This is a genomic window from Bremerella cremea (assembly GCF_039541315.1).
Classification (GTDB): domain Bacteria; phylum Planctomycetota; class Planctomycetia; order Pirellulales; family Pirellulaceae; genus Bremerella; species Bremerella cremea.
The window spans coordinates 358,356-380,941 of the sequence record NZ_BAABFZ010000004.1; the positions used below are offsets into that span (position 1 = coordinate 358,356).

General features: G+C 55.7%; 15 protein-coding genes. 6 read left to right on the forward strand and 9 right to left on the reverse strand.

Annotation, left to right across the window (positions count from 1 at the left end):
- The 4 genes from ABD890_RS16115 to ABD890_RS16130 all read right to left on the reverse strand — a co-directional run bounded on the left by ABD890_RS16115 (position 1) and on the right by ABD890_RS16130 (position 4,289).
- Positions 1 to 1,353: a glycosyltransferase family 4 protein gene (locus ABD890_RS16115; RefSeq protein ID WP_345091796.1), complete on the reverse strand. Its 1,353-nt coding sequence runs from the start codon at positions 1,351 to 1,353 to the stop codon at positions 1 to 3.
- Between the two features lie 111 nt (positions 1,354 to 1,464).
- Positions 1,465 to 2,754 (reverse strand): NRAMP family divalent metal transporter, encoded by a 1,290-nt coding sequence (locus ABD890_RS16120; protein WP_345091799.1) that lies wholly within the window; start codon positions 2,752 to 2,754, stop codon positions 1,465 to 1,467.
- A 107-nt stretch (positions 2,755 to 2,861) separates the two neighbouring features.
- On the reverse strand, positions 2,862 to 3,266 hold the full coding sequence (locus tag ABD890_RS16125) for a hypothetical protein (RefSeq protein WP_345091802.1): 405 nt from the start codon (positions 3,264 to 3,266) through the stop codon (positions 2,862 to 2,864).
- Between the two features lie 93 nt (positions 3,267 to 3,359).
- Entirely contained in the window at positions 3,360 to 4,289 is a 930-nt protein-coding gene (locus tag ABD890_RS16130; RefSeq protein ID WP_345091805.1) for a DUF1559 family PulG-like putative transporter, read from the reverse strand.
- Positions 4,290 to 4,935: 646 nt separating this feature from the next.
- Here ABD890_RS16130 and ABD890_RS16135 point away from each other — a divergent pair.
- Positions 4,936 to 5,685 carry a glucosamine-6-phosphate deaminase gene (locus tag ABD890_RS16135; RefSeq protein WP_345091808.1) on the forward strand — a complete coding sequence of 250 codons (750 nt, stop codon included), beginning with the start codon at positions 4,936 to 4,938 and terminating at the stop codon, positions 5,683 to 5,685.
- A gap of 19 nt (positions 5,686 to 5,704) precedes the next feature.
- A complete protein-coding gene (locus tag ABD890_RS16140; RefSeq protein ID WP_345091811.1) occupies positions 5,705 to 6,691 on the forward strand; it encodes an N-acetylglucosamine-6-phosphate deacetylase in 987 nt (328 codons plus the stop codon).
- Here the strand turns inward: ABD890_RS16140 and ABD890_RS16145 are convergent.
- From ABD890_RS16145 to ABD890_RS16155, 3 genes are all read right to left on the reverse strand, one after another.
- Complete coding sequence (locus ABD890_RS16145) at positions 6,688 to 7,725, reverse strand: LacI family DNA-binding transcriptional regulator (RefSeq protein WP_345091814.1); 1,038 nt, start codon at positions 7,723 to 7,725, stop codon at positions 6,688 to 6,690. The genes ABD890_RS16140 and ABD890_RS16145 overlap by 4 nt on opposite strands.
- 143 nt (positions 7,726 to 7,868) lie before the next feature.
- Positions 7,869 to 9,317, reverse strand: a complete 1,449-nt coding sequence (locus ABD890_RS16150; RefSeq protein ID WP_345091817.1) for a Gfo/Idh/MocA family protein — start codon at positions 9,315 to 9,317, stop codon at positions 7,869 to 7,871.
- 63 nt (positions 9,318 to 9,380) lie between these two features.
- Positions 9,381 to 10,340 carry a Gfo/Idh/MocA family protein gene (locus ABD890_RS16155; RefSeq protein ID WP_345091819.1) on the reverse strand — a complete coding sequence of 320 codons (960 nt, stop codon included), beginning with the start codon at positions 10,338 to 10,340 and terminating at the stop codon, positions 9,381 to 9,383.
- Positions 10,341 to 10,780: 440 nt separating this feature from the next.
- Here ABD890_RS16155 and ABD890_RS16160 point away from each other — a divergent pair, with 440 nt between their 5' ends.
- The 3 genes from ABD890_RS16160 (at position 10,781) to ABD890_RS16170 (ending at position 13,655) form a co-directional block, all read left to right on the forward strand.
- The gene (locus ABD890_RS16160; RefSeq protein WP_345091822.1) at positions 10,781 to 11,968 is read left to right on the forward strand and encodes an OmpP1/FadL family transporter; all 1,188 of its coding nucleotides are present in this window, start codon (positions 10,781 to 10,783) and stop codon (positions 11,966 to 11,968) included.
- Between the two features lie 209 nt (positions 11,969 to 12,177).
- Positions 12,178 to 12,555 (forward strand): Hpt domain-containing protein, encoded by a 378-nt coding sequence (locus ABD890_RS16165; protein WP_345091825.1) that lies wholly within the window; start codon positions 12,178 to 12,180, stop codon positions 12,553 to 12,555.
- Positions 12,552 to 13,655 (forward strand): HD-GYP domain-containing protein, encoded by a 1,104-nt coding sequence (locus ABD890_RS16170; protein ID WP_345091827.1) that lies wholly within the window; start codon positions 12,552 to 12,554, stop codon positions 13,653 to 13,655. The genes ABD890_RS16165 and ABD890_RS16170 overlap by 4 nt, the downstream gene beginning before the upstream one ends.
- Before the next feature lie 3 nt (positions 13,656 to 13,658).
- On the opposite strand, the gene ABD890_RS16175 is transcribed toward ABD890_RS16170, so the two are convergent.
- Positions 13,659 to 14,552 carry an SAM-dependent methyltransferase gene (locus ABD890_RS16175; protein WP_345091830.1) on the reverse strand — a complete coding sequence of 298 codons (894 nt, stop codon included), beginning with the start codon at positions 14,550 to 14,552 and terminating at the stop codon, positions 13,659 to 13,661.
- 636 nt (positions 14,553 to 15,188) lie between these two features.
- Between ABD890_RS16175 and ABD890_RS16180 the strand changes: the two genes are divergently transcribed.
- Entirely contained in the window at positions 15,189 to 21,134 is a 5,946-nt protein-coding gene (locus ABD890_RS16180; RefSeq protein WP_345091833.1) for an ATP-binding protein, read from the forward strand.
- Between the two features lie 12 nt (positions 21,135 to 21,146).
- Here the strand turns inward: ABD890_RS16180 and ABD890_RS16185 are convergent, their stop codons facing one another.
- Positions 21,147 to 22,583 (reverse strand): DUF1501 domain-containing protein, encoded by a 1,437-nt coding sequence (locus ABD890_RS16185; protein ID WP_345091836.1) that lies wholly within the window; start codon positions 22,581 to 22,583, stop codon positions 21,147 to 21,149.
- Positions 22,584 to 22,586: the final 3 nt, after the last annotated feature.

The following is a 22,586-nucleotide window of genomic DNA, read 5'->3' on the forward strand; positions in this document are numbered from 1 at the left end:
CTAGGCTGCTTTCTCGGCGGAATTATGCGCTTTAGAGGTATCTCCGCAGAGCCGACCGACCGTTTCAACCAGCTTCGGAAATACCTGGCTCCAAGGCTCGTTGACGACATCCACTTTCGGTTCTGTGGTCCAACCTTGTTGGCTCTCGAACTGCACGATTTGCCGGCTGAGATCGCCAGGTTCGTCCAGCGAGAAGAAGTGAGCTCCGCTGCCGGCGACCTCGCGGAAGATCGGGATGTCGCTGGCGAACACATGCAGGCCGTGGTGCTGGGCCTCAACAATCGGCAAACCAAATCCTTCCGCCTTCGACGAGAAGAGAAATGCCTTGCTGTTGTCGTAGAGGTAGTTCAGTGTGTTGTCGTCGATATCGCTCAGCAGATGGAGCCGTTTGCCGGACTCGGGGTGGTTGAGAATCCGCTGGATCAGATCTTTGCATTTCCAGCCGATGCGCCCTACCAAGGCCAGCGAAACATCGTGCCCGTCCGCCCACAAGCGGTCGAAGGCATCCAGCAGGTAAGTGTGGTTCTTACGAATCTCGATGGTCGAAACCATTAGATAAGGTGCCTTCGATCGGTCGGCGAACAGGTGCCGCAAGTTGGCTCGCACCTTTTGGGCATCCCCCTTCTTTCGCGGACCGATATCACAACCGAGGCGGACATGTCCGACCTGATTGCGAGAAAGCGGAGAGCCTTGTTCCTGATTGAACAGCCACAGATCGTCTTCGGCGGCCTGAGCGTCACCGACGAGGAAGTCGATGGAATGGAGCAAACGGGTGACCCACTCGGTGAAGTTGATCCGCATCCGTTCGTCGAAGAACTCGGGATGACGAATCGGGATCAGATCGTGGACCATCGCTCCGACGCGGGCACCGTTCTGACGAGCGTCTTGAACGACGTCGAACATGTGCGGTAGATCCCACCAGCCATCCGGCATCAAGATCGCGTCCCCTTCGCCTGGATTCACCGGGACGTGCGGAGGCCGGGTCGATTGGACCCACTCGCGGATCTTGCGATCGATGGTACGGGGATAGAGTAGTTTTTCGAGACGATTGCCGAGGCGATTGAGACGAATTCGATACGGGCTGGTCGGTCCGAACAGGGGCAGCTTCTGCAGCAGTTCCCCTAAATCGAGCTTCGCTTTCCGATAGCCACGGGCCGCACACCAACGATCGACTTCGACAAACTTGCCATCGACCACGATCACCGGCAGGCACTCGACCTGGGTATCGTGCCGCTGGCTAAAAGCGATTGCTTCCTTCGCCAGGCAGCGCGCAACACGCTGAATTCCCGTATCGCTTCCTTGCAAAGCGGTGTGGGTGATGTCAATCAGCAATCGGCGGAGGGGCGAACTCATGGGTGGTACCTGTCCTTGGCATCGCACGCTGGCAACTAGCGTGGAGCGATATTACCAGACTCGATTCGCTTCCCGAACCCCAATCCCCGTCGAAACGCCTTGTTCAGGGGCCTATCCGAGGCGTTCCAGCAGCGACCAGATCATGCGCCCCGACAAAATCGTTGCCAGAACCAGCGAGCACGATCCAATTGAAATGGCGACCACCTTCAGGATCGAGGTGGGCAGGTGAATCGCCAGAAAAAGCATCGCGAATGCTAGCAGTGGAACTCCCAGCACAGTCAGGGCCTGGGCGGTGACAATCAGGCTGACACTCGACATGCCGAGCCAGTTGATTGCAATCGCCACGAGCATGCCAATCGCCAGGCCAGCCACCGTGAACAACTTGACTGGGGCATCGCTGACACTTGCCGAGTAACCAAAGCTGTCGCTTAGTGCCGTTCCACCAATGAGGGCATTCACCAATAGCGAACTAAACGCGCCGGCCGAAATCCCGAGGCAGAACATGATCTTCGCTCTCGGTCCGATCAATGGCTCGAGTTGCATGGCGACATCGGTGATGCTGCTTAGTTGGGTCCCTTTCAGGACCGCCGCCGAGGTAATCATGATGATGAAGCTAATCCCGCCGAGGACTGCGATCCCGGCGATCGAGTCGATGATGCCGTTGGCGAGGTCGTCTTTGGTCCACTTTTTTTCGCGAACTGCGTAAATCTGATAGAAGGCCCCAGCAACAGAAAACGTGGTGCCGAACATCCCCAGCAGCATCACAATGTTCTCGGAAGAATTTCCGCCGGTCGGCATCGAAGGGACCATTCCCTCCAGGATTGATGGAATCGAGGGACTGACGAAAAGCAGGTTCACGACAAAGCCGATAAGCATGAGGCCCACCATCAGCATCATTAACTTCTCGATGAAGCGGTAAGGGGCACTGCTGCCATATAGGGCCCAAACCAATCCGCAGTTCACTAGAACGATCGCGATGAGCGGGATCAACCAGGAACCTTGGACGGTAACGCCTTCGGAAGTCGTTGATTCGGTCGCGATGTTGATCACATCGATGATGGCGAGGTTATTCGTGAACTGGAAGCAGCTTGTGATCAGAAAGAACACGACGCCGATGATGAACGAAACAGGACGTCCCAGGCGAGCGGCGATCTCGGTGAAGGGGGTTCGCTGGTAGCTGGTACCTAGAACGGCCGCAAGAAATACAGTCAATGCCATGAATAGCGAGGCCAGTCCCAGCACCCAGATCATGCTGTAGCCATAGGCGGCACCGACTTTGGAATTCGAGAGAATGCTGCCAGGACCGAGGACCACCGAAGCGACGACGATGGCCGGCCCAATCGCTTTGACGACTCGAAATAGAGAGATTTGGCGTTGGGGTTCCGCTGCCGCTTCAGACATGAGGGACTCGCTTTCAGGCGAAACGAGCAACAGCCATGGGCGATCGGCGGTTGCTCGGGGGAGGGCTAGGATAGGGACTGCATTATCGCCGGCAAAGGGGCGAGATTTCAAAGAGAAAAGTTAACGGTGTTTTCGCCAGGGGCCACGTCCGCAGTCAAGCCAGATTGTCGATCGCTACTGAACTTGGGAGGTAGGAGCGGTTCGACCTGTTGGTTGGGGCCATGGTCGATAACGGCCGAGATCATCACCCGATGCTTACCCAGCGGAATGCCACGGCCATAAGGTCTGGTCTCTGCCACGTAAGTGCCATCTTCTTGGATTTCGGCCGATGCTCGTGGCATGCCTTCGGTCTCTGGGATGAAGGTGATGGTACCAGTCGGCAAAGGCTTTCCTCGATACGTGACTTTACCGGAAACTTCACCCATTTCAGGGCCACGGGGGCTGCAGCCGGTCAGGGCCAGCGTTGCCGAAAGGACCCCCACGGTCCACAAGCTTATAGTTTGATGGTTCATTCGGAAGATCGCCATACAATGGAAATAAGATCGAAAGAGAAGAGCCGGCCACCGGCAGAGAAACCGGTAGCCGGCTGAGGGTTCCTGGTTCGGTTATAGGCTTGGGACCACTTCGCCATGCTGACGCGAAGCAACCGCTTTCAGAATATCGAGGTTCATCGTTTCCGGCAGAAACTTGACGCTGCCATCGCACATGACAAACATCGCCCCGCCTGGGTGATGGCTGCCGAACGGCGTCGAACTGGTGGTGAAGCTACCGAAATAGTTGATCGGAAACTGGACCATCTTGTGATCGATCATCAGCCACTCGGTAGCGTTGTATCGGTACGACCCCCAGGTCCATGGCTTCAAGCCACCAAAGCCGGTGACCATATTCGACGGCCAGTTTTGCGAGCTGGAGGTTTCGCCCAGCAAGAAGGTGTTCGTGGTGCCGTCGGTGATGTCGGCGAAACGAGTTCGGCTTTCGGGATAGAAGATACCGGAAGACGAATAGCCGACGCGTCCGGCAGTGGTCGCGTTGTGATAGTCGAGATCGTAAGAGCCGCCATTGCCGCGGTAATGCAGCGAACCTTGTAGGTGCTGATAAGGATGATTGGTGTTGCCCGTCTGATCGGAGGCAAGCTCCCCCTGAGGCGACGATGGGCAACTGATATTCGGAACGGCTCCCCAGATCGGATTGTCCATGTCGTCGTAGCGATAGCTGCTACGTGTGACTAGGTAATCTTTGTTGAGCGATTCCATCGCTTCGTAGCGGGCATCTTGTTCGATGAAAGGGAACAAACGGGGAACCCAGCCCATCGGATAGGCCTTCGCCGTCTGCATCCCGCCGGTCATGAAGCGACCATGGGTGTCGTGATAGTTATGGAAGGCCAGCCCCAACTGCTTCATGTGGTTGCTGCACTGAATACGACGGGCAGCTTCCCGGGCCTGTTGCACGGCCGGCAACAGCAAGGCAATCAGCACACCGATGATGGCAATCACTACTAACAATTCAACCAGCGTAAATCCGCGATTCTGTTTCATCGAAAGGCCTTTAAAAGGAAAAGAAGAGATAATGAATGGGAACCGCCTGACAAGGTGATACCAGCTGATATCACCCAGGCCAAAAAAACTCCGAATGATGGGGCCGGAAGGGAACTCGACATCTTTTCGCCTCGAGCAGCACGCGGCCCCACAGGGATGAGGCGGTGTGATGCAAAGCTTGCGCCGATAATGTCCATTTGTTGCATCGATGGGGTGGTTTATCGCGAAACCGTGAAGGTCCACGCTCGAAACCATCCGAAGATGGGGGATCGATCTGCGAAAAAGCTCGTTGGCATTGCACAGCAATTGCTCGATTCAAGAAATCAATCGCTCAAAAATTGGGCTGATATTTCTTGCTTCTTCGCATCGCAACAGTCAAAATGATATCAGCTGACATCAGGCTGGCAAACAGAAAAGCGAAGCGAACGTCCGGATTTCCCGGAATGCTGACAAATGATGTCCTGATTGGGGGAGGCAGACCTCCTTCTCAAGAGAATACGAGCATCCCTTACAATGCACAAACTCACGCCAGGACGATTCGATCATTATCGGTTGACATCACCTTCGAGTGTGTCAAGATGATGTCACGAGGCATCATTGCGCTGCTTCAAACCATCAAATACAAGTAGGACGCTGAAGGCAAGCGATGGAAATACAAGTTCTGGAAGATGCGAAGAATTTAGGCCTGGCAGCCGCTCGGCAAGGAGCCGAAGCCATTCGTCAGGCAATTGCCCAGCGTGGATCGGCGAACATCATTGTCGCGACAGGGGCTTCGCAGTTTGAAACCTTGGCGGCGTTGATTGTTGAGCCTGATATCGACTGGAGCCGCGTGACCGGTTTTCATCTGGATGAATACCTGGGAATTAACGATCAGCATCCAGCCTCGTTTGTTCGCTACCTGCGAGAACGATTCGTGCAGCGTGTCTCGCTTAAGCAGTTTTACTATGTGGATGGCATGTCAGAGTCGCCACGAGAAATGTGCGATCAACTGGGGGCGATCATCACGGATCATCCGATCGATGTTGCCTTCGTCGGGATCGGGGAGAACGGTCACCTGGCGTTCAACGATCCTCCGGCCGACTTCGAGACCGAAACGCCTTATCTGGTTGTCGAGCTGGATGAAGCTTGTCGCCAGCAGCAAGCAGGCGAAGGCTGGTTCGCATCGATCGACGACGTGCCGAAACAGGCCATCAGCATGTCTTGCCGCCAGATCCTGAAAACCAAGACGATCATCTGTAGTGTCCCGGATCAACGCAAAGCGCAAGCGGTACGTAATAGCCTGCAGGGCTCGGTGACTCCGGACGTGCCTGCTTCTATTTTGCAGACGCATGGCAATACTTGGATGTATCTGGATAATGCCTCCGCTTCACTCCTTAGCCCTTCCCCGCTCTCCTGATATCCCACCGGAATCCAGCATGTCGCGCGCGAAATTCATCGATGTTCAAATCAACGGCTATTACGGCGTTGATTTCAATCAGGACGATATCTCTGAGGAAGACTTACAGGCAGCCTGCCTGGGCCTCGAGCGAGATAACGTGGAAAGCGTGTTGATCACGATCATCACCGACGACGTCGCTCGGATGTCGGCTCGTATCGCACGGATCACCCAGTTGCGAGCGAACGATCCGCTGTTACAGCGGATGATTGCCGGATTCCATGTGGAAGGTCCATTCATCAGTACTGAACCTGGTTATGTCGGCGCTCATCCGGTGACCGCTGCCTGTCAGGCGACATGGGATAAGACCGCCCCGCTGCTTGAGGCAGGCGAAGGACTCGTTCGCGTGTTTACCTTGGCACCCGAGCAAGACGTCGATCAGTTGGTGACGCGTCGTCTGGTCGATGAAGACGTGATCGTTTCCGCAGGGCATACCAACGCGACACTCGATCAGTTGGATGCTTCGCTGGATGCTGGTTTGTCGATGTTCACGCACCTGGGGAATGGTTGCCCTCGGCTGATGGATCGTCACGACAACATCATTCAACGGGCCTTGAGTCGGTCTGATCGATTGCACTTTGGTTTTATTGCGGATGGGGCCCATGTCCCCTTCTTCGCGTTGAAGAACTACCTGGAAATCGTCGGCCTGGAACGGGCCTTCGTCGTATCCGATGCGATCGCCGCCGCAGGTTGTGGTCCGGGTGTCTATGCCTTGGGCGACCAAGAGGTCACCGTAGGCGAAGATGGAGTCCCTCGTGCGGAAGACGATAGTCACCTGGTCGGCTCGGCCACTACGATGCAGCAAATGGCCAAGAACCTGCGGTTCCATCTTGGACTGACCACTTCACAGGTCGAGTCACTGACTCGCGTCAATCCGCTTCAGTTCCTGGGGCTGTATATGCCCCCTGCCCCGCTACGCGTCAAAGTCCCTTCGCAGAATGGTGGTCATCAAGCGACGACCACTTAGCTCGATTCGCGAACGACCAGTTTCGGGCGAATGACCCGAAGCTTCTTCGCCGGGGTCAGCGTTCCGGCGAGCGATTCTTCCACCAAATCGAGTGCCTGCTTGGCGTACTCGGCATGGCATTGGTCGATAGTGGTAAGCCCTGGCTCGATCACGTCGGCAATGTCCAGGTTGTCGTAGCCCGTCACGGCAACATCTTTCGGCACTGCATATCCGTGTCGCTGTAGCCCTTGAATGATGCGCACGGCCCATTCGTCATTCGAAGCGATGATGGCGTCCGCCCCGTTCTTCACGACCAGCTTTTGAATACAGTCGTCGATCGCTTCACGCGATGGCTTTTGGGTCGCCTCGGGGTTGGTCCAGATCAGGGAACTCGACGAGGCCAGCTTGCGACGTTTGACGTTCTCTTTCCAGGCCTCGCTGCGGATCGACATCAAATGGTCCGTAGGGGACCAAAGCTGGATCGCAATCTTTTCACGTCCGCGATCGGCCAGATGGTCTACCAGTTGTTCGATCGCCGAAGAGGTTTCGACACGAACGCAGGCCTGCGTCTTCAAGATCGGGCTCGAGTGCAGAATGATGTGCTCGCGATTGCGAAACACCTTCTTCAGTTTCGGACGGATGTCTTGCATCACGTCGAACATGCACAGAATGGCATCCATTCCGTGATCGATGAAGTCGTCCAGGTAGGTTTTAATTTCGTCCGGATCGTGATGCACCTGGCCAATCATCAAGCGATAACCGCGTGTATGGGCTTCCGCTTCGATCGCTGCCAGGCGAGCCGAGAAGACCGCCATGTTCACCGTGTCGAGGATCACGCCCACAATCTTGGTCGGCATGCCACGCAGTCGCTGAGCGGCCCGGTTGGGGCGATAGTCCAGTTCGGCCGCAATCTTCAAAACCTTTTCGCGGGTCGCTTCCGAAACGCGAACGCAGTCCGCTCCCGAGTTGTTCAAGATGTGTCCGACGGCCGCGCGGCTTACGCCCGCCTTGTTGGCAATATCAAGCAGTCGGACTTTTCTCGGTTCATCGGTCATGAGTCTTCGTTCATCCGCGAGGCCCAGCCGCTTCCCGCTAAGGACACGAAGCTACTGGTTAGTAAGGTGCAGGTCTGGCTCTCCAGAATACGGAAAGCCCCTACGCCTTATCAAGTCCCGCAGGCTGAACGAAGTAGTTTCGACTAAACCAATTCCGGCACCACGTAGGGTGCCCGGTATTCCCGTTTGAGGAGGCCGTTGGCGGCTTCGCTCTGCGGGAACGACTCGGTTTTCGGGGCGATCGCCAGCGTCGGGCCGAATTCAACCTGGGCCGAGGCCAGATCGACTCCGTTCGCTTCGAGGTGGGACTCCATTCGTTTCGCAGCTTCCTGAACGAGCGGTTGATCTTGCAATTGATCGTTCAAAGATGAGAGCGAAACTGACTCGCCCAGGCGGTGCGAGATATTCCCCAGGTGGCACAACGCGGTCGAAAGGTGCCCGGTGCGAACGTCGCAGTTCAGCTCGCTGGCGTTTCGCGATCGAACCGCTTTCACGAAGTTCTCGCGATGAAGTTGACGCCCTCCATCGCTACCTGTGTTGCCGGTGATCTCGCGAATGACCTTACCGTCGGGATCGATCACCTTGCCGGTATCGAAGCCGACATAAGTCGCGTCTTCCCCTTCGACAACGATCCCGTAGCTGATGTCCATGTACTTACAGGTATCCTTCTTGCCGGTCGCGGTGGGTAAATCGCGGATCTCGAATGTGATTGGGGCCTTGGCATATTCGTATCGCAGAATATGCGTGTTCGGAGTCTGACCGTTGTCGTCCCAGACATAGCGACCGCCGACGCTGCTTACTGCGGTCGGAAATTCTTCAGCGCCGATCGACCAGCGGCAGAGGTCGAGAATGTGCGGGCCGTTGTTGCCAAGTTCTGCGTTGCCATAATCCCAGAACCAGTGCCAGTCGTAGTGGTACTTGGCTCGTTCCAGTTTGGTTGGAGCTGGGCCGCACCACATATCATGATTGACGGTGGCAGGTGGTTTGAGGGTTCCGGTTGGCTTGCCGATCGAATCGCGGCGAGTCAGATAGACCCCTTTGACCTGCTTCACTTTACCGAGGGCACCTGCCTGAACTTCCTGGAAGAAGTCTTGCAGGTGGGTAAAGCTGCGACGCTGGATACCGACTTGCACGATACGCTCGTACTTGTCGGCCGCCTTTTTCATTTGGCCAGCTTCCCAGATGTTGTGCGAGCAAGGCTTTTCGGTGTAGACATCTTTGCCTGCCTGGCAGCCCCACACGGTGCCCAAGGCATGCCAATGATTTGGAATCGCCAAAACGACCGCATCGACATCTGGATCGTCCAATACCCGACGCATGTCGTTGTAGGTCTTCAGCTTCTGCTGGAACTTCTTTTGGTGCTCTTCGGCACGTTGACCGAGAACCGCACTATCGACATCACATGCCCCCACGACGCGTACGCCCGAGATCTGAGAGAAGCCGTTGAGGTGGGTTCGGCCGATACCGTTCACACCTACCACGACGACGCGAAGTTCGTCGTTGGCGGCAGCGAAGCTGGGACGTGACGTCAACGTGGTCATCGCAGTGGCGGAAGCGGCAGCCAGGAAGGAGCGTCGATTCAATTGCGTCATAGGGAAAACCTTGTGCGGTGGATCAGTTGTTTTAAGGGAGAACCGGCAAGCGAATCGACCTGATTATTTCAGCAGCGGAGCCATGGAAATCGCTTCGCCATTGGCGTCACGGCTTTGGTCCGCGGCGGTCATAAAGGCGATGATTTCCAGCGTTTGTTCTGGGGCAATTGGTGGCTGCTTCGTTTCAAAGAACTTGAGGATCTCGACCACCAGCAGGTCGTACTTGGCTTTGATCTTGGTGAGCTGGATGTCTTTCTTTCCGAACACGACGACGCCGTAACCATACGAGCCATCGCGAATTCCACGGAACGTACCGACACGGCCATCGGCCCAGACGCCGGTCACGACTTCGACACCTTCGACCTTGGTCCGCTGGACGGTCTGACAGCCTGGACCCATAACGGTGAACAGCGTCTCGACGCCGTGGATCCCATACCAGAACAGGTCGGGATGTGTGGGATCGGTCTTGCTGGGGCTATAGGCGACGCAGCCGACGACATCATCCTTGTTGATGTCGATTACTTCCTGACAGTAACGGAGAGTCGATGCCGAGAAAAAAGGCGTGCCTGTCTTTTTCGAAAGGGTGATCAGTTGTTTCGTTTCTTCGAGCGACGCGGTCAGCGGCTTATCGATGAAAACCGGAATCCCTGCTTCGAGTACGGGCGTCGCTTGCTGCAAATGAATACGACCGTCGACGCTGTTGATGATGACCGCATCGACCTTCTTCAGCAGTGCGTCGATCGAAGGAACGATCTCGATTCCCATCTGCTCGATCTGCTTGGTAAACCCTTCGATGCGATCGGTACTTGTCGAAAGGTCGGGACTTCCGCCTGGATATGCGGCAACCACTTTGGCTTTGGCCAGCGAGGCCGGGGCGTTATCGGCGTTGATCGTTTTGCTGAAGGCAACCGCGTGCGAGCTATCTAAGCCAATTAATCCAATCCGGATGGGATCGGCAGCTTCAGCAGAAGTCAGGCAAGACAGAAGTAACAGCAAGCCAAGAGCGAGCGACCAGGTTTTCACGAGCACGACCTTTGCGGAATTTCGGTGAGAGCGAAGGGAAGGAAGTTTCGGGATGTGTTGATGCAACGGCCTCAAGATACCACGTGACATCATTCGGGTAAAGCTTTTTCTTTGGGACCCGATTGGGGATTCGCTCAACCACAGACAGGGCAGCAGATTACGGCTTGATTCACCCCTCGGAAAAGACCTACTCGCGACCTCGGTGAAACCCCTCTGTCGCATGCCAATGCCAGCATGCCAGGTGATAGCACATGGCGTGCTCAACGGGTTTGATCGTGCAAACTTACACTGCTTGCGGGAAGTCGCCGCTTTTTCCCTGACAGAGTCGACGAAAAACCTGAGGAAGCGCTAGTGATTTCGTCGATGGCATCCCGCGTACAGATTAGATCCTCACTTCTCGCATTACCCATTCAGGCGAGTCGGACTATATGGCGGCAGGCATGCGAAATCTTCTCTCTGGTTCGGTGGCGGCATTTCTAATTTTGACTTCGATCACGACGGCATCAGCCCAAGGGATCGCGGTGACGGGCGTTGGCCCGGTGAATCGTTCGATGGGCGGAGCTGGTACGGCGGCTCCTCTCGATGCGATTGGTGCCCTGCACTGGAACCCAGCTTCGATTAGCTATCTCGAACACGACGAAGTCTCGTTCGGCATGGAAGGGCTGCTGGCCGATATTGAACTTTCTTCGACGGTAGGTGGCTCCACGCATACCACCAATGGTGAAGCGGGCGTCGCCGTGATTCCATCAGTTGGTTGGGTCGATCACCTGGAAGGCACGCCGATCACAATCGGAATGGGTGTGTATGGGATCGGCGGTTTTCGCAACAACATGCCAATGGATGCGAGCAATCCACTGTTGGCTTCAGGCCCGGTTTTCGCCGACGCAGAAATCATGCAGATCGCACCGACGATCTCGATGCAACTTGGCGAACGCTGGTCGGTCGGAATCGCGCCGACGATCACTGCCGCTCGTATGATGTTCGATCCGCTCGGTCCTTCGGCAATCACGCCCACCGCGACCGCTGGTTCTGGTAACCGCGTTCACTGGGGCGGTGGTATCCAGGGTGGTGTTTACTACGCGAGTCCGAACTGCTGGCGAGCTGGTTTTACGGTGAAGAGTCCGCAGTGGTTTGAAGAGTTCCGTTTCTTCACTTCGTCCGGCGTCGTGGGCTTCGATCTCGATTACCCACTGATCCTCTCCGGCGGTCTGGCTTACTACGGCTGGGAGCGATGGGTTTTTGCCGCCGATGTGCGTTATTTCGATTATGCCAATACGGCCGGTTTTAAGGACCTCGGTTGGCAAAGCGTCTTCGCAGGGGCAATCGGCGCTCAGTACCAATTGACCGATCTATGGAAGCTGCGTGCCGGTTATAACTTCAACCAGAACCCGATTGGTTCGGAAGACGTGTTCACGAACATCGCCAGCCCATTGATCCAGACACATAACATCGCCTTGGGGGCTGGCTGTCTGCTAACCGACAACGTCGAGCTCAACCTGGCCTATGTCTACCTGGTGAACTCGGAAGTTTCGGGGCCACTGCCGTCGCCTCCGTTCGGTGCCAACGACACGATGTCGCACCGCATCAATGCCCATTCGCTGCTCTTGGGCGTCCAGATTCGCTACTAGTGAAACCGGAGTCTGTTGCGTCATTCGCGCGGAACTCATAAGCGGTTACTTAAGTAATCGCATGGATTTACGGCAAATATGCTCGAATTGCCATCGAATTGCGTATCATTTTGACCCTCGGGAAAATGTAACCTATCTTTCGGAAGATATCCGGAATTTTGCACGCCAGCTCTTATCGGTGCACAGGTTTTATCCCGGGGAGACTGCGAATGAATTGGCAATCAATGCCCACTTTTTCTACTGACCAGTCCATCAATTGGGAATCATTGACGTCCCGTTGTATTGGCCGAATCGATCTGGTTGAAAAAGCATTGGATCGATTCCAGCAGACCTTGGTGGGCGATCTGGAAGCACTCGAAGCTGCGGCAGACGAGCAAAATGCGGAAGAAGTTGCGAGAATAGCGCATCGAATCAAGGGAACTTCATTAACGGTTTCCGCAGACCGCCTGGCCGAGTTTGCGACGAAACTTGAGCAGAAGGCGGAAGGGAGTCTGCAAGACGTCGACGGATCGCTTTCAGATATTCGCGAAGAGTATGGTCGTTTGACGGACATCATCTCGCAGCGACGAGTAGGGGACCGCCGATGATCATCCATGACCGAGACACAACGCAAGCTCCCATTTTATTGGTAGACGACGATCCGGCATGTCTTGGCATGCTACGGGACGTTCTCGAAGCGTTGGGTATTCCGGTCCTGACTGCCAGCGACGGAAACGAAGCGCTGGAGATGATCTGCCAAGGTGACATTCGCATTGTATTGTCCGACTGGCAAATGCCAGGTATGTCCGGCGTAGAACTTTGCCGCCGCGTACGACAACGCCCTCTCAGCGGTTACGTCTATTTCATTCTACTGACCTCGCTCGATCGCAAACACAATCTGGTCAGTGGTCTTCGAGCAGGTGCCGACGACTTCATCAACAAGCCATTCGACCCAGAAGAACTCCATATCCGGCTCCGCACCGCGAACCGCATTGTGTCGCTGGAAAGCCGAAACGTCATCATCTTTGCGTTGGCCAAGCTCGCGGAATCTCGCGATCCTGAAACAGGCGCTCACCTCGAACGGATGCGAGAATACTCCCGTCTGTTGGCCGAAGATCTCGCGAGCCAGCCCAAGTACGCCGACATCGTCGATGCTGACTATGTCCGTACGATCTACCTGACCAGTCCGCTGCATGACATCGGCAAGGTAGGCATTCCCGATCATGTGTTGCTGAAGCCAGGCCGATTGACGCCGGAAGAATTCGAGATCATGAAGCAGCACACGCTTGTAGGCTTCCACACGCTGGATGCTGCCGTCCGCGAGCAGCCAGAAGCGGCTTACCTGCGATTTGCTCGAGACATCGCCGCATCGCATCACGAGAAGTGGGATGGCAGTGGCTATCCGCACGGCCTCAAGGGGGAAGAGATTCCGCTGTGCGGCCGCATCGTTGCAGTGGCGGACGTTTACGACGCCCTGACCACTGCTCGCGTTTACAAAGATGCCTTCTCACATGAAAAGGCTTGTGCGATTATCCGCGAGGGAAGTGGATCCCATTTCGACCCCGATATCGTTGAGGCGTTCTTCCGTCACGAGGAAGAAATCGTCAACATCAATCAGCGTCTGAACGATGCACTCGAATATGCCAGTCTTCCAGAGATGGCACCCGGAGTGAGCATTCCGGCAGGGACCTGTTCCGCCGCGAACTAGGTTTTAGTTCTCGACGATCTGACCGTTCTTCGCGATCCGAGTATTCTTCGCACGTGCCGAGCGTGGCATTTCAGCCAGGTCGATACGACGAATGCAATCCGGAGCACTGCGGCTCACGTAGTTGACAATGATGCCCGTACGATCACGGGTCAGTACCATCTTGTCGGTATTAAAACCGGCTTGTTGGTATACGTTCAAGACATCATCTACGGTTCGCTGATAGAAGAACCAATCGAGATGCCATTGATACGGCGTCTCGTCATACTGTTCGGTATCTTTGAAGGCGATGACCAGGCAGCCCCCTTCATTTAGCGATTCACCAAGACCGGCGAAGATGCCGACCAGGTGCTCATCGGTCAGGTAGTCGGCCAAGCCAACACTGTAGATGATATCGAACGTACCGAAGTTCTTCTTGGTCGCTTCCGAGTTCCGCGCACGCATCGCGTTGTAACGGACCGGTTTGAGCGTTGTCGATGGCGGGAGTTGCGAGGCAACTGTGGCTTCGATGTATTCAAGCGCGACGGGATCGTTGTCCATGGCGATCACTTCGATGTTACGACCGGCATATTCCGGCCAATCGAGAAATTCGCGACATGGACCGCAAGCGATATCGAGGATACGAAGATCGCCCTCGCGAGATCCGATTTCATTTTCCAAATACTCACGGACAAGGTCTTTACGACCACGTACCGCGTTGGCCAATGGAAGTTCGGAAATACAGAGGTCGATGTAGGCACCTAAACCTCGAGCAGGAGTGGCTTCTTCGTATAGTTTGACCAGCATCTCGTAGTCGCCAGCAAAGCCACTAGGCTTCGTGCGAGCACGATTACCGATCCAACTAAGCGAGAACCACGGATTGGTCTCCTCACGGAAACGCGCCTGAACTTCCTTGATCAATTCAGGATCGTCTTCGTGGGCGCATTCGAAATTGCGACAAGCGGTTTGAGATTGTTGAAATGCGGCAAGCGTTCGCTTGTGAAACTCATCTCCACGTTGCGGGATTGCATCCTTGTCAATCTCGCTTTCAAGTTGAGCAAGCTGTTGCTTGAATTCCGCCACGTCCTTTGAAAAGAATTCGATCACGCTAGGTAATCGAGACGAGCTCGACTCGTTCGGCTGAATCATGGCAAATACCCAGAAAATCAGGTGTCCAATTGGGCAGATAAGGTCGCACGTGAATTGGTACGACGCGACTCGAGTATTTATCAGAATGGTCCTGTTGCAGGAAATCAACCAAGAAACGTAGCAATTAGACATAAGGGGGGGTGTGCTTGCGTAAGATTCGCCAATTACGTGCCCCTTATGACCCATAAGTAATGCGCGTCTTGCGCTTAACGCGTGATCTTAGAAGCGGGCGCATGGGGGCAAGCTAAGTTTCCAGTGTTTCAGCGCACCGATCTGCGCCTACTTATGTGGAGGGGGCAACCAATCGCTCCATCTACTAATCAAGGGCATACATGATGTCAGGCAGGGAGCTTCCCAGGCCGCATGAGTCCTTCATGTATTACCTGCAATTAATAACGATAAGAACACATGGTGGACCGAGAACCAGGTGACGTGGCCGACGCATTCAAACCAAAGTTGAATGTCGCTGAGGAGATCAGTTCGCGCTACGAGATCAACGCAGCGAGCGGTGAGCCTACGTATGGTCAGACCTTCTGGGGAATCGACAAGGCGAACGGCCAACTTGTTGAGATCCGCTCAGTAAATCTTTCTTCCATGTCCAGCGGAACGCGGGCTCGTGTCGAGTTTGAAGCCGCAATCCGTCGCGATCATCATAACGAGCAGCTTGTTCCCATTCTGAACTTCTTGCGCAGTGACGATGATTTCTATATTGTGATGCCGCGCGAAGATCGAAAGACCCTCTCGCAAGTTCTGACGGAAGAGCCTCTTTCGATTAACGAAGTCCTACAGATTGGTAAGGACCTCTTTACCGCGCTCGACTCGTTGCATCGTCGTGGTTCATTGCACCGCGACGTGATGCCTTCCAGTATGGTGGTGACCGTGGATTCTCGCGATGATGCGAAAATCACAGGGATCAAACTGGGTGGATTCGGAATTGTGAAACGTTTTCATCCAGATCAACTCTGGGGTGAACGTGAGTGTGAGACGGTTTCGTACATGTCGCCGGAGGAAGCCGGTTCGATCGATGCGGACGTGGGACCTCCGTCCGATTTATATGCGGGTGGGATCTTGTTATTCCGCTTGTTAGCAGGACGCTTGCCATTTCTGGGAAAGGGGGCTGGTGAGATTCTATTTGAACATCTCACGGCGCCGGTGCCTGACTTGCCGAGTATCAATGCAGAAGTGTCGCGTGACCTGGACGAGCTTGTTCAGCGTCTGCTACGCAAGGATCCACGCGATCGCTACCAGTTGGCCAGTGCAGTCGTGGCGGACCTGTTGGCGATTGAAGAAGCCTTACAAACGGGAGGCGATGGATCGCACATCACCATCGGTTCAAGTGATCGTCGCTGCACACTGACCGAGCCCGCCTTCGTCGCGCGTGACGAAGAACTGAATCAACTCAACAACTTCATCAAAGAGACTCGCCAGGGCAATGCCTCGGTGATCCTGGTGGAAGGCGAGTCAGGTGTCGGCAAAAGCCGTTTGATGGTCGAAGCGGTCCGTGTCGCCCGTCGTAATGGCAATTGGGTGTTGCGAGGTCAAGCGACTACCAATGTCGGCCAGAGGCCTTATCGAATGCTCGAGGGGATCGTGGATGGATTCCTTTCGATGGCCCAAAAAGATGCCTCTTTATTGCATCGCGTGCGGGAGCAGGTCGGCGACATGGTCGACGCCTTGTGTGCGGCGTTGCCTTCGCTCGGGAGTGCCTTGCGGCCCAGCGAACGGCTGACGGAAAAGTCTCCGGCAGCATTTGGTGAAAACCGAACGATCGACTCCTTGATCAAGTTTCTGGGAGCCCTGGGAAGTCGCGAACGTCCTGCGATTATTATTCTGGACGACTGCCAATGGGCAGACGGTCTAACGCACAATTTAATTCGACGGTGGCACACGCAGCCGCGCAACTCCAAGCGGCATAGCTCGCTGGTCTGCTCGTTCCGGACCGAAGAGGTGGACGAGAATCACTCGTTGCGTGCGATCCCACGGTGCCCACAAATCGCACTCAAGCCACTCCGCTCGGAAGAGATCAAACAACTCGCTGAGTCGATGGCAGGCTCGCTGCCCGATGAAGCGATTGAGGTTGTCACGCGTCTGGCTGGTGGTAGCCCGTTCATGGCGTCAGCGGTCGTTCGCGGCCTGGTTGAATCGGGAGCGTTGGAATCTGGCGAAGGTTGCTGGAAAGTCGATCTGCAGCGACTGAACGATATTCAATCTTCGCAGGAAGCGGCATCGTTTCTCACTCATCGAATCGAGATGCTACCTGCCGAGACGATCAATCTACTCTCGGTCGGTGCCTTGGTGGGCAAAGAATTCAGCCTCGATATCGCTTCGTCCCTCACACGGATGAGTGTTCCTGAAGCGGTCGCTGCGCTGTTGCATGCTCGCGATCGTAACTTGATCTGGGAGCGAGCCGACGGCGGACAGTTTGTTTTTGTTCACGACAAGATCCGCAGTTCGTTGCTCGACCGGCTCGACCCGCACGAACAACGACAGTTGCACCTGCGGGCCGCCTTGCATTTGCAAGAGCAGCATCCAGGACGCGTTTCTGAAATCGCCTATCACCTCGACGAAGCTGGCGCGGCCGAAACCGCGCTGGGATATGCCCTGCAGGCCGCCGAACAGGCACGCAGCCAGTTCTCGCTGGAAATTGCAGAAAAGCAATATCGCATCGCTCAACGTGGTGCCCAGAATCAATCGAAGTCGATTCGCTTCCGTATTGCGGAAGGTTTGGGTGATGCGTTGATGTTGCGAGGGCAATATCCGGAAGCCGCGCCACAATTCGAACTGGCGGCGGAACTGGCTGAAGGTGATCTCGATCGCGCGAAGATCCAAAGCAAACTCGCCGAACTCTCCTTCAAACGTGGCGACATGGAGGCCGCGACGAAAGGGTTTGAAACGGCGCTACGATCTCTCGGTTGTCTTGTGCCACGGAACCGCGTGTTGGTGGTCGTGTTGTTGATGTGGGAAGCTCTCAAGCAGGTCATGCATACCTGTTTTCCGGGCTTCTTCCTGCAGCGGAAGCGACGTCCGCCAAATGACTCAGAACGGCTGGCCATTCAGCTGTTTGCTCTTTTGACACATGGTTGCTGGTATTGTCGTAGCAAAGTCGAGTGTCTTCTGGCTCACTTGCGTGGTTTGAATTATGCAGAAGACTTTTTGCCAAGCCCCGAGCTCGCGAGTGCCTATTCGTTGCATGCTCCGGTGGTTTGCCTGGTCCCGTTGTTCAAGCGGGCGATCTGGTACGCTCGACGGTCTCTGGAGCTTCGACGCGGCTTCAACGACGTGTGGGGGCAGGGCCAATCATTGAACTACTATGCGTGTGCTCTGTATGCTGCTGGCAACTATCGAGAGTGCATCGAGAAAGGGCGTGAGTCGATCCAGCTTCTGGAGCGTACCGGCGACTATTGGCAAGTGCATATTGCGCGCTACCAGGTTGCGGCATCGCTTTACCATCTTGGCAACTTCCGCGAAGCAATCGCCGAAGCGCAGAACAATCATCGATCCGGGATCGAACTGGGCGACGAACAGGCCTCCGGGATTATTCTCGATGTCTGGGTCCGAGCGACGCGTGGTGATATTCCCGATTCGCTGTTCGAGGCAGAACTCGAGCGAACCCGTCACGATGCCCAGGGAAAGACGCAGCTCTATTTCGCGGTGGGTGTGCGCGATCTTTACCAAGGCAAATTGAATTCGGCGATCACGGCATTGGAAACTGCTGTCGAAACCGCCAAGGTCGCAGGTATCGAGAATGCCTACACGGCCCCTGCCCTTGCCTGGTTGGCAACGGCCTTCCGAATGCAGGCCGAGACAACGCCACCGCATGCTCCGCACTTGCGAAACGCCATGCTTCAAAATGCGGAGCGGACAGCCAGGCGAGCGATTCGTGCTGCCAAAGTGTGCCCGAACGATTTGCCACGAGCAATTCGGGAGAGGGCCCTGGTGGCCGCGATGCGCGGAAACTATCGCACGTCGCGAAAGTTGTTCGATCAGTGCCTGGCGATAACGACGCAACTCGAGGCTATGTACGAACAAGCCGTTACCCTTTGGCATCGTAGCCAGGTGGGGCTCTCGGCAAACTGGCAAAACGCGCGAAACGACGAACGGGAAGCACAACGCCTCTTCGACGAACTAACCATCGAAGACGATCGGGCCAATCCTCGCGAAGGGGAGCTGGCAACGTTGTCTCTGGTCGATCGATTCGACACGGTGCTACATGTGGGGCGCCGGATCGCTTCCGCACTCACGACCGAAAAGATCTATGAAGAGTCGTGCGGTGGGGCAACCCGTTTGCTCCGCGGCGAGAACAGTCTGCTGCTGGAATTCGACCGCGATGATGATCAGGCTCGGCCAACAATCAAGATGGGCGTGCCGGAGGTGACCTACGATCAGAAGAACCTGCAACTGGCGATCGATGCCGGTCATGCGATGGCATTTGTCGAGTCAGGCATCGATGGTGCCATGCATCGCGAAACGGCTGCCAGCCGGTCGACGATTTACATTCCCATCTTTGTCCGCAATCGCCTTGCTGCCTGTTTGTATGTCGAGCATGCGCAGGTCGTCGGTCTGTTCGGCTCGGACGAAGAACGCCTGGCCGACTTTGTCGGAACCATCGCGGGAGCTGCCCTCGAGAATGCTCAAGGCTTCCAGGATCTGACGCGTCTGAATACGACACTCGAACAACGTATCGCCGAACGAACCGCGGCAGCTGTCTCGCGAGCGGCAGAACTGGCACGGTCGAATCTCCAGTTGGAGCGGACGGCCAAAGAACTGCGCAAGACCGAAGAAGAACTGCGAGTTGCTAAGGTCGCCGCCGAAACGGCCAACGAGGCCAAGAGCCGCTTCCTGGCGACCATGAGTCACGAGATCCGCACACCACTCAACGGGATTCTCGGTATGACCGAGTTGGCCTTGCGGACCGAGTTGACCTCGCAGCAACGCAACTGTCTGACCGTGATCAATCAGTCGGGTGAGAGCCTCTTGAACTTGCTGAACGATGTCCTCGATATCTCGAAGATCGAGGCAGGCAAGATGGAACTCGAAGCAATTCCGATGGATCCACAGATGGTGGTTAGTTCGTCGGTTCGTCTTTTGGCGGTCAACGCGGCGAACAAGGGGATCGAATTACTTTGTCGTACGGGCCCCGAGGTTCCAGCATTGGTCGAGGGAGACCCGTGCCGCTTACGACAGGTAATCTTCAACCTGGTTGGCAACGCCATCAAGTTCACCGAAAAAGGAGAAGTGCTGGTCGACTGCCGCATCGATGGGATCGGTAAGCAGCGACAGATACACTTCGCCGTGCGAGACTCTGGCCCAGGCATTCCGCCGGAAAAGCAAGCGGCAATCTTCGAAGCGTTCGAGCAAAGTGATAGCTCGACGACCCGTCGCTACGGCGGTACCGGGCTCGGTCTGGCGATCTCTTCGCAGATTGTCAGCTTGATGAACGGCAAAGTTTGGGTCGAAAGCGAAGTCGGCGTGGGAAGTACGTTCCATGTGACTATTCCGATCAAACAGGTCCAAGAAGAAGCAACACCGCAAGCACCCGTGCTCGAGGGGCGACGGATTCAAATTATCTCGGAAAATCAAACCGCTCGTAACTTGTACCAAGAGATTCTCTCGGGTGCCGGTGCTACATGCGAGGTGACGACGTTAGACGAAGCGTTTGCCGCTGTCGTTGACGACGACGAAACGGAACGTAGCGATTTGCCATTCGTGCTGCTCGATTGGAACAGTGGATCAGAGACCTTGGCGCAGTGGTTCATCAAGCCTGACTCGGTCGACTTGTTCAAGTTGCCGCACGTCGTGCTGATTCCGCCAACGGGCGTGCCGGATGGAATCGATCATTGTGCAATGGCGACCTTGTCGAAGCCTGCTTCCAGCGAAGAATTGATTAGTGCCATTCTCGCCGCCATTGATTCAGTGCCGTCTGAAGATCGTGCGAGTGTTCCGACGACGCCCACCTGCGAGCGTTCGCTGCACATCTTGCTGGCAGACGACGCTCCAGTGAATCAGGAAGTCGCATCCGGAATCCTGGAACTGTTCGGGCACACCTGTGAAGTGGCTAGTACCGGGCGGGAAGCACTTGAACGCTACCAGGAAGGAAAGTTCGATCTCGTGCTGATGGATCTCGAAATGCCAGAAATGGATGGCTCGCAAGCGACCAATGCGATTCGGCAATGGGAGCAAGAGAACGGGCGTCGCACGCCGATCGTGGCGATGACGGCGCATGCCTTGGCCGGGGCTCGAGAACAGTGCCTGGCGGCTGGCATGGATGACTACTTGTCGAAGCCAATTCAGCCGGATCGCATCAAACAACTTCTCGACGAAATCGCCGTCGGAAGTCACACGTCTGGTGTTTAACAGGGCACGGCATCAAGCGATGATGTCGTGCACCACGCGAGCTGGTTTCACTCCGGTCAAACGCATGTCGAGACCCTGGAACTTGACACTGAAGTGCTCTGGATCGATTCCCAGCAGATACAACATCGTCGCGTGCAGATCACGGACGTGAACGACGTTCTCAACCGCGTTGTAGCCGAGGTCGTCAGTGGCACCGTACGTTGTGCCCCCTTTCACCCCGCCGCCAGCCAGCCACATGCTGAAGCCTTTGATGTGATGGTCGCGGCCGATGTCTCCTTTGCCTGACTGCGACATCGGCGTACGACCAAATTCGCCACCCCACACGATCAGTGTATCGTCGAGCATGCCACGCTGCTTCAAGTCGGTCAGTAAAGCGTAAGTCGGCTTGTCGGTCAGTCCGGTGCAGACATCCATGTACTTCTTCAGCCCGCCATGATGGTCCCAGCCACGATGATACAGGTGAATGAAGCGAACGCCTCGTTCGGCCAAACGACGAGCGAGTAAACAGTTTGACGCGAATGAACCATCGCCTGGCTTGGCCCCATACATGTCGAGGATATGCTGTGGTTCATCCGAGACGTCGGTCAGTTCCGGGATCGACATCTGCATGCGAAACGCCATTTCATAAGCGGCAATGCGACTCGCGATTTCAGGATCGCCATTGGCTTGTTGGCGATGGCGATTCAAGTTGCTGATCGCATCGACCAGGTTCCGTTGCTGACGAACATTCACGCCAGCTGGATTGCGGACATAGTTCACCGGATCGCCGGTCGAACTGAATTCCACTCCTTGGTAACGGCTTGGCAGGAATCCGCTGGCCCATTGCCGCGAAGCGATCGGCTGTGGGTTACGACCACCGACGCTCGACAGCACCACGAAGCCGGGCAGTTCGTCCGTTTCGCAGCCGATGCCATAGTTGACCCATGCTCCCATCGAAGGACGCCCGCTGATCGCCGTACCGGTGTTCATAAACGTATGAGCCGGATCGTGGTTGATCTGTTCGGTCACCATCGAACGAACGATACAAATGTCGTCCGCCATCTTCGCGTGCCAGGGAAGGTAGTCGCTGATCTCTTGCCCATTGGCTCCGTACTTCTGGAACTTCGAGATCGAACCAAGGCACTTCAACGCCTGGCCTTGAAGCTGGGCGATCGGTTGGCCAGCGGTGTATGACTCAGGAAATGCTTGGCCGTTCATCTTCGACAACACCGGCTTATTATCGAAGGTCTCCAGGTGCGATGGTCCGCCGGACATGCACAAGAAGATCACACGTTTGACACGCTGCGTCAGATTCGGCAGCCCTGGCTGACCAGGGACGCCATTGGTCGAGGACGAAGCCCCGAGGCCTTCGCGGGCAAGCAAAGAACCAAGAGCGGCCGAGCCGAGACCGATTCCTGTTTGCGACAGGAACGTGCGGCGATTGAGTTGCATCGGATGGAATTCAGACATGAT

Excerpts from the sequence above, each read along its gene's own strand:
- ABD890_RS16115 (WP_345091796.1), bottom strand. The coding sequence starts at position 1,353 with ATGAGTTCGCCCCTCCGCCGATTGCTGATTGACATCACCCACACCGCT.
- ABD890_RS16160 (WP_345091822.1), top strand. The coding sequence starts at position 10,781 with ATGCGAAATCTTCTCTCTGGTTCGGTGGCGGCATTTCTAATTTTGACT.
- ABD890_RS16130 (WP_345091805.1), bottom strand. The coding sequence starts at position 4,289 with ATGAAACAGAATCGCGGATTTACGCTGGTTGAATTGTTAGTAGTGATT.
- ABD890_RS16125 (WP_345091802.1), bottom strand. The coding sequence starts at position 3,266 with ATGAACCATCAAACTATAAGCTTGTGGACCGTGGGGGTCCTTTCGGCA.
- ABD890_RS16135 (WP_345091808.1), top strand. The coding sequence starts at position 4,936 with ATGGAAATACAAGTTCTGGAAGATGCGAAGAATTTAGGCCTGGCAGCC.
- ABD890_RS16120 (WP_345091799.1), bottom strand. The coding sequence starts at position 2,754 with ATGTCTGAAGCGGCAGCGGAACCCCAACGCCAAATCTCTCTATTTCGA.
- ABD890_RS16150 (WP_345091817.1), bottom strand. The coding sequence starts at position 9,317 with ATGACGCAATTGAATCGACGCTCCTTCCTGGCTGCCGCTTCCGCCACT.
- ABD890_RS16180 (WP_345091833.1), top strand. The coding sequence starts at position 15,189 with ATGGTGGACCGAGAACCAGGTGACGTGGCCGACGCATTCAAACCAAAG.
- ABD890_RS16165 (WP_345091825.1), top strand. The coding sequence starts at position 12,178 with ATGAATTGGCAATCAATGCCCACTTTTTCTACTGACCAGTCCATCAAT.
- ABD890_RS16170 (WP_345091827.1), top strand. The coding sequence starts at position 12,552 with ATGATCATCCATGACCGAGACACAACGCAAGCTCCCATTTTATTGGTA.
- ABD890_RS16145 (WP_345091814.1), bottom strand. The coding sequence starts at position 7,725 with ATGACCGATGAACCGAGAAAAGTCCGACTGCTTGATATTGCCAACAAG.
- ABD890_RS16185 (WP_345091836.1), bottom strand. The coding sequence starts at position 22,583 with ATGTCTGAATTCCATCCGATGCAACTCAATCGCCGCACGTTCCTGTCG.
- ABD890_RS16140 (WP_345091811.1), top strand. The coding sequence starts at position 5,705 with ATGTCGCGCGCGAAATTCATCGATGTTCAAATCAACGGCTATTACGGC.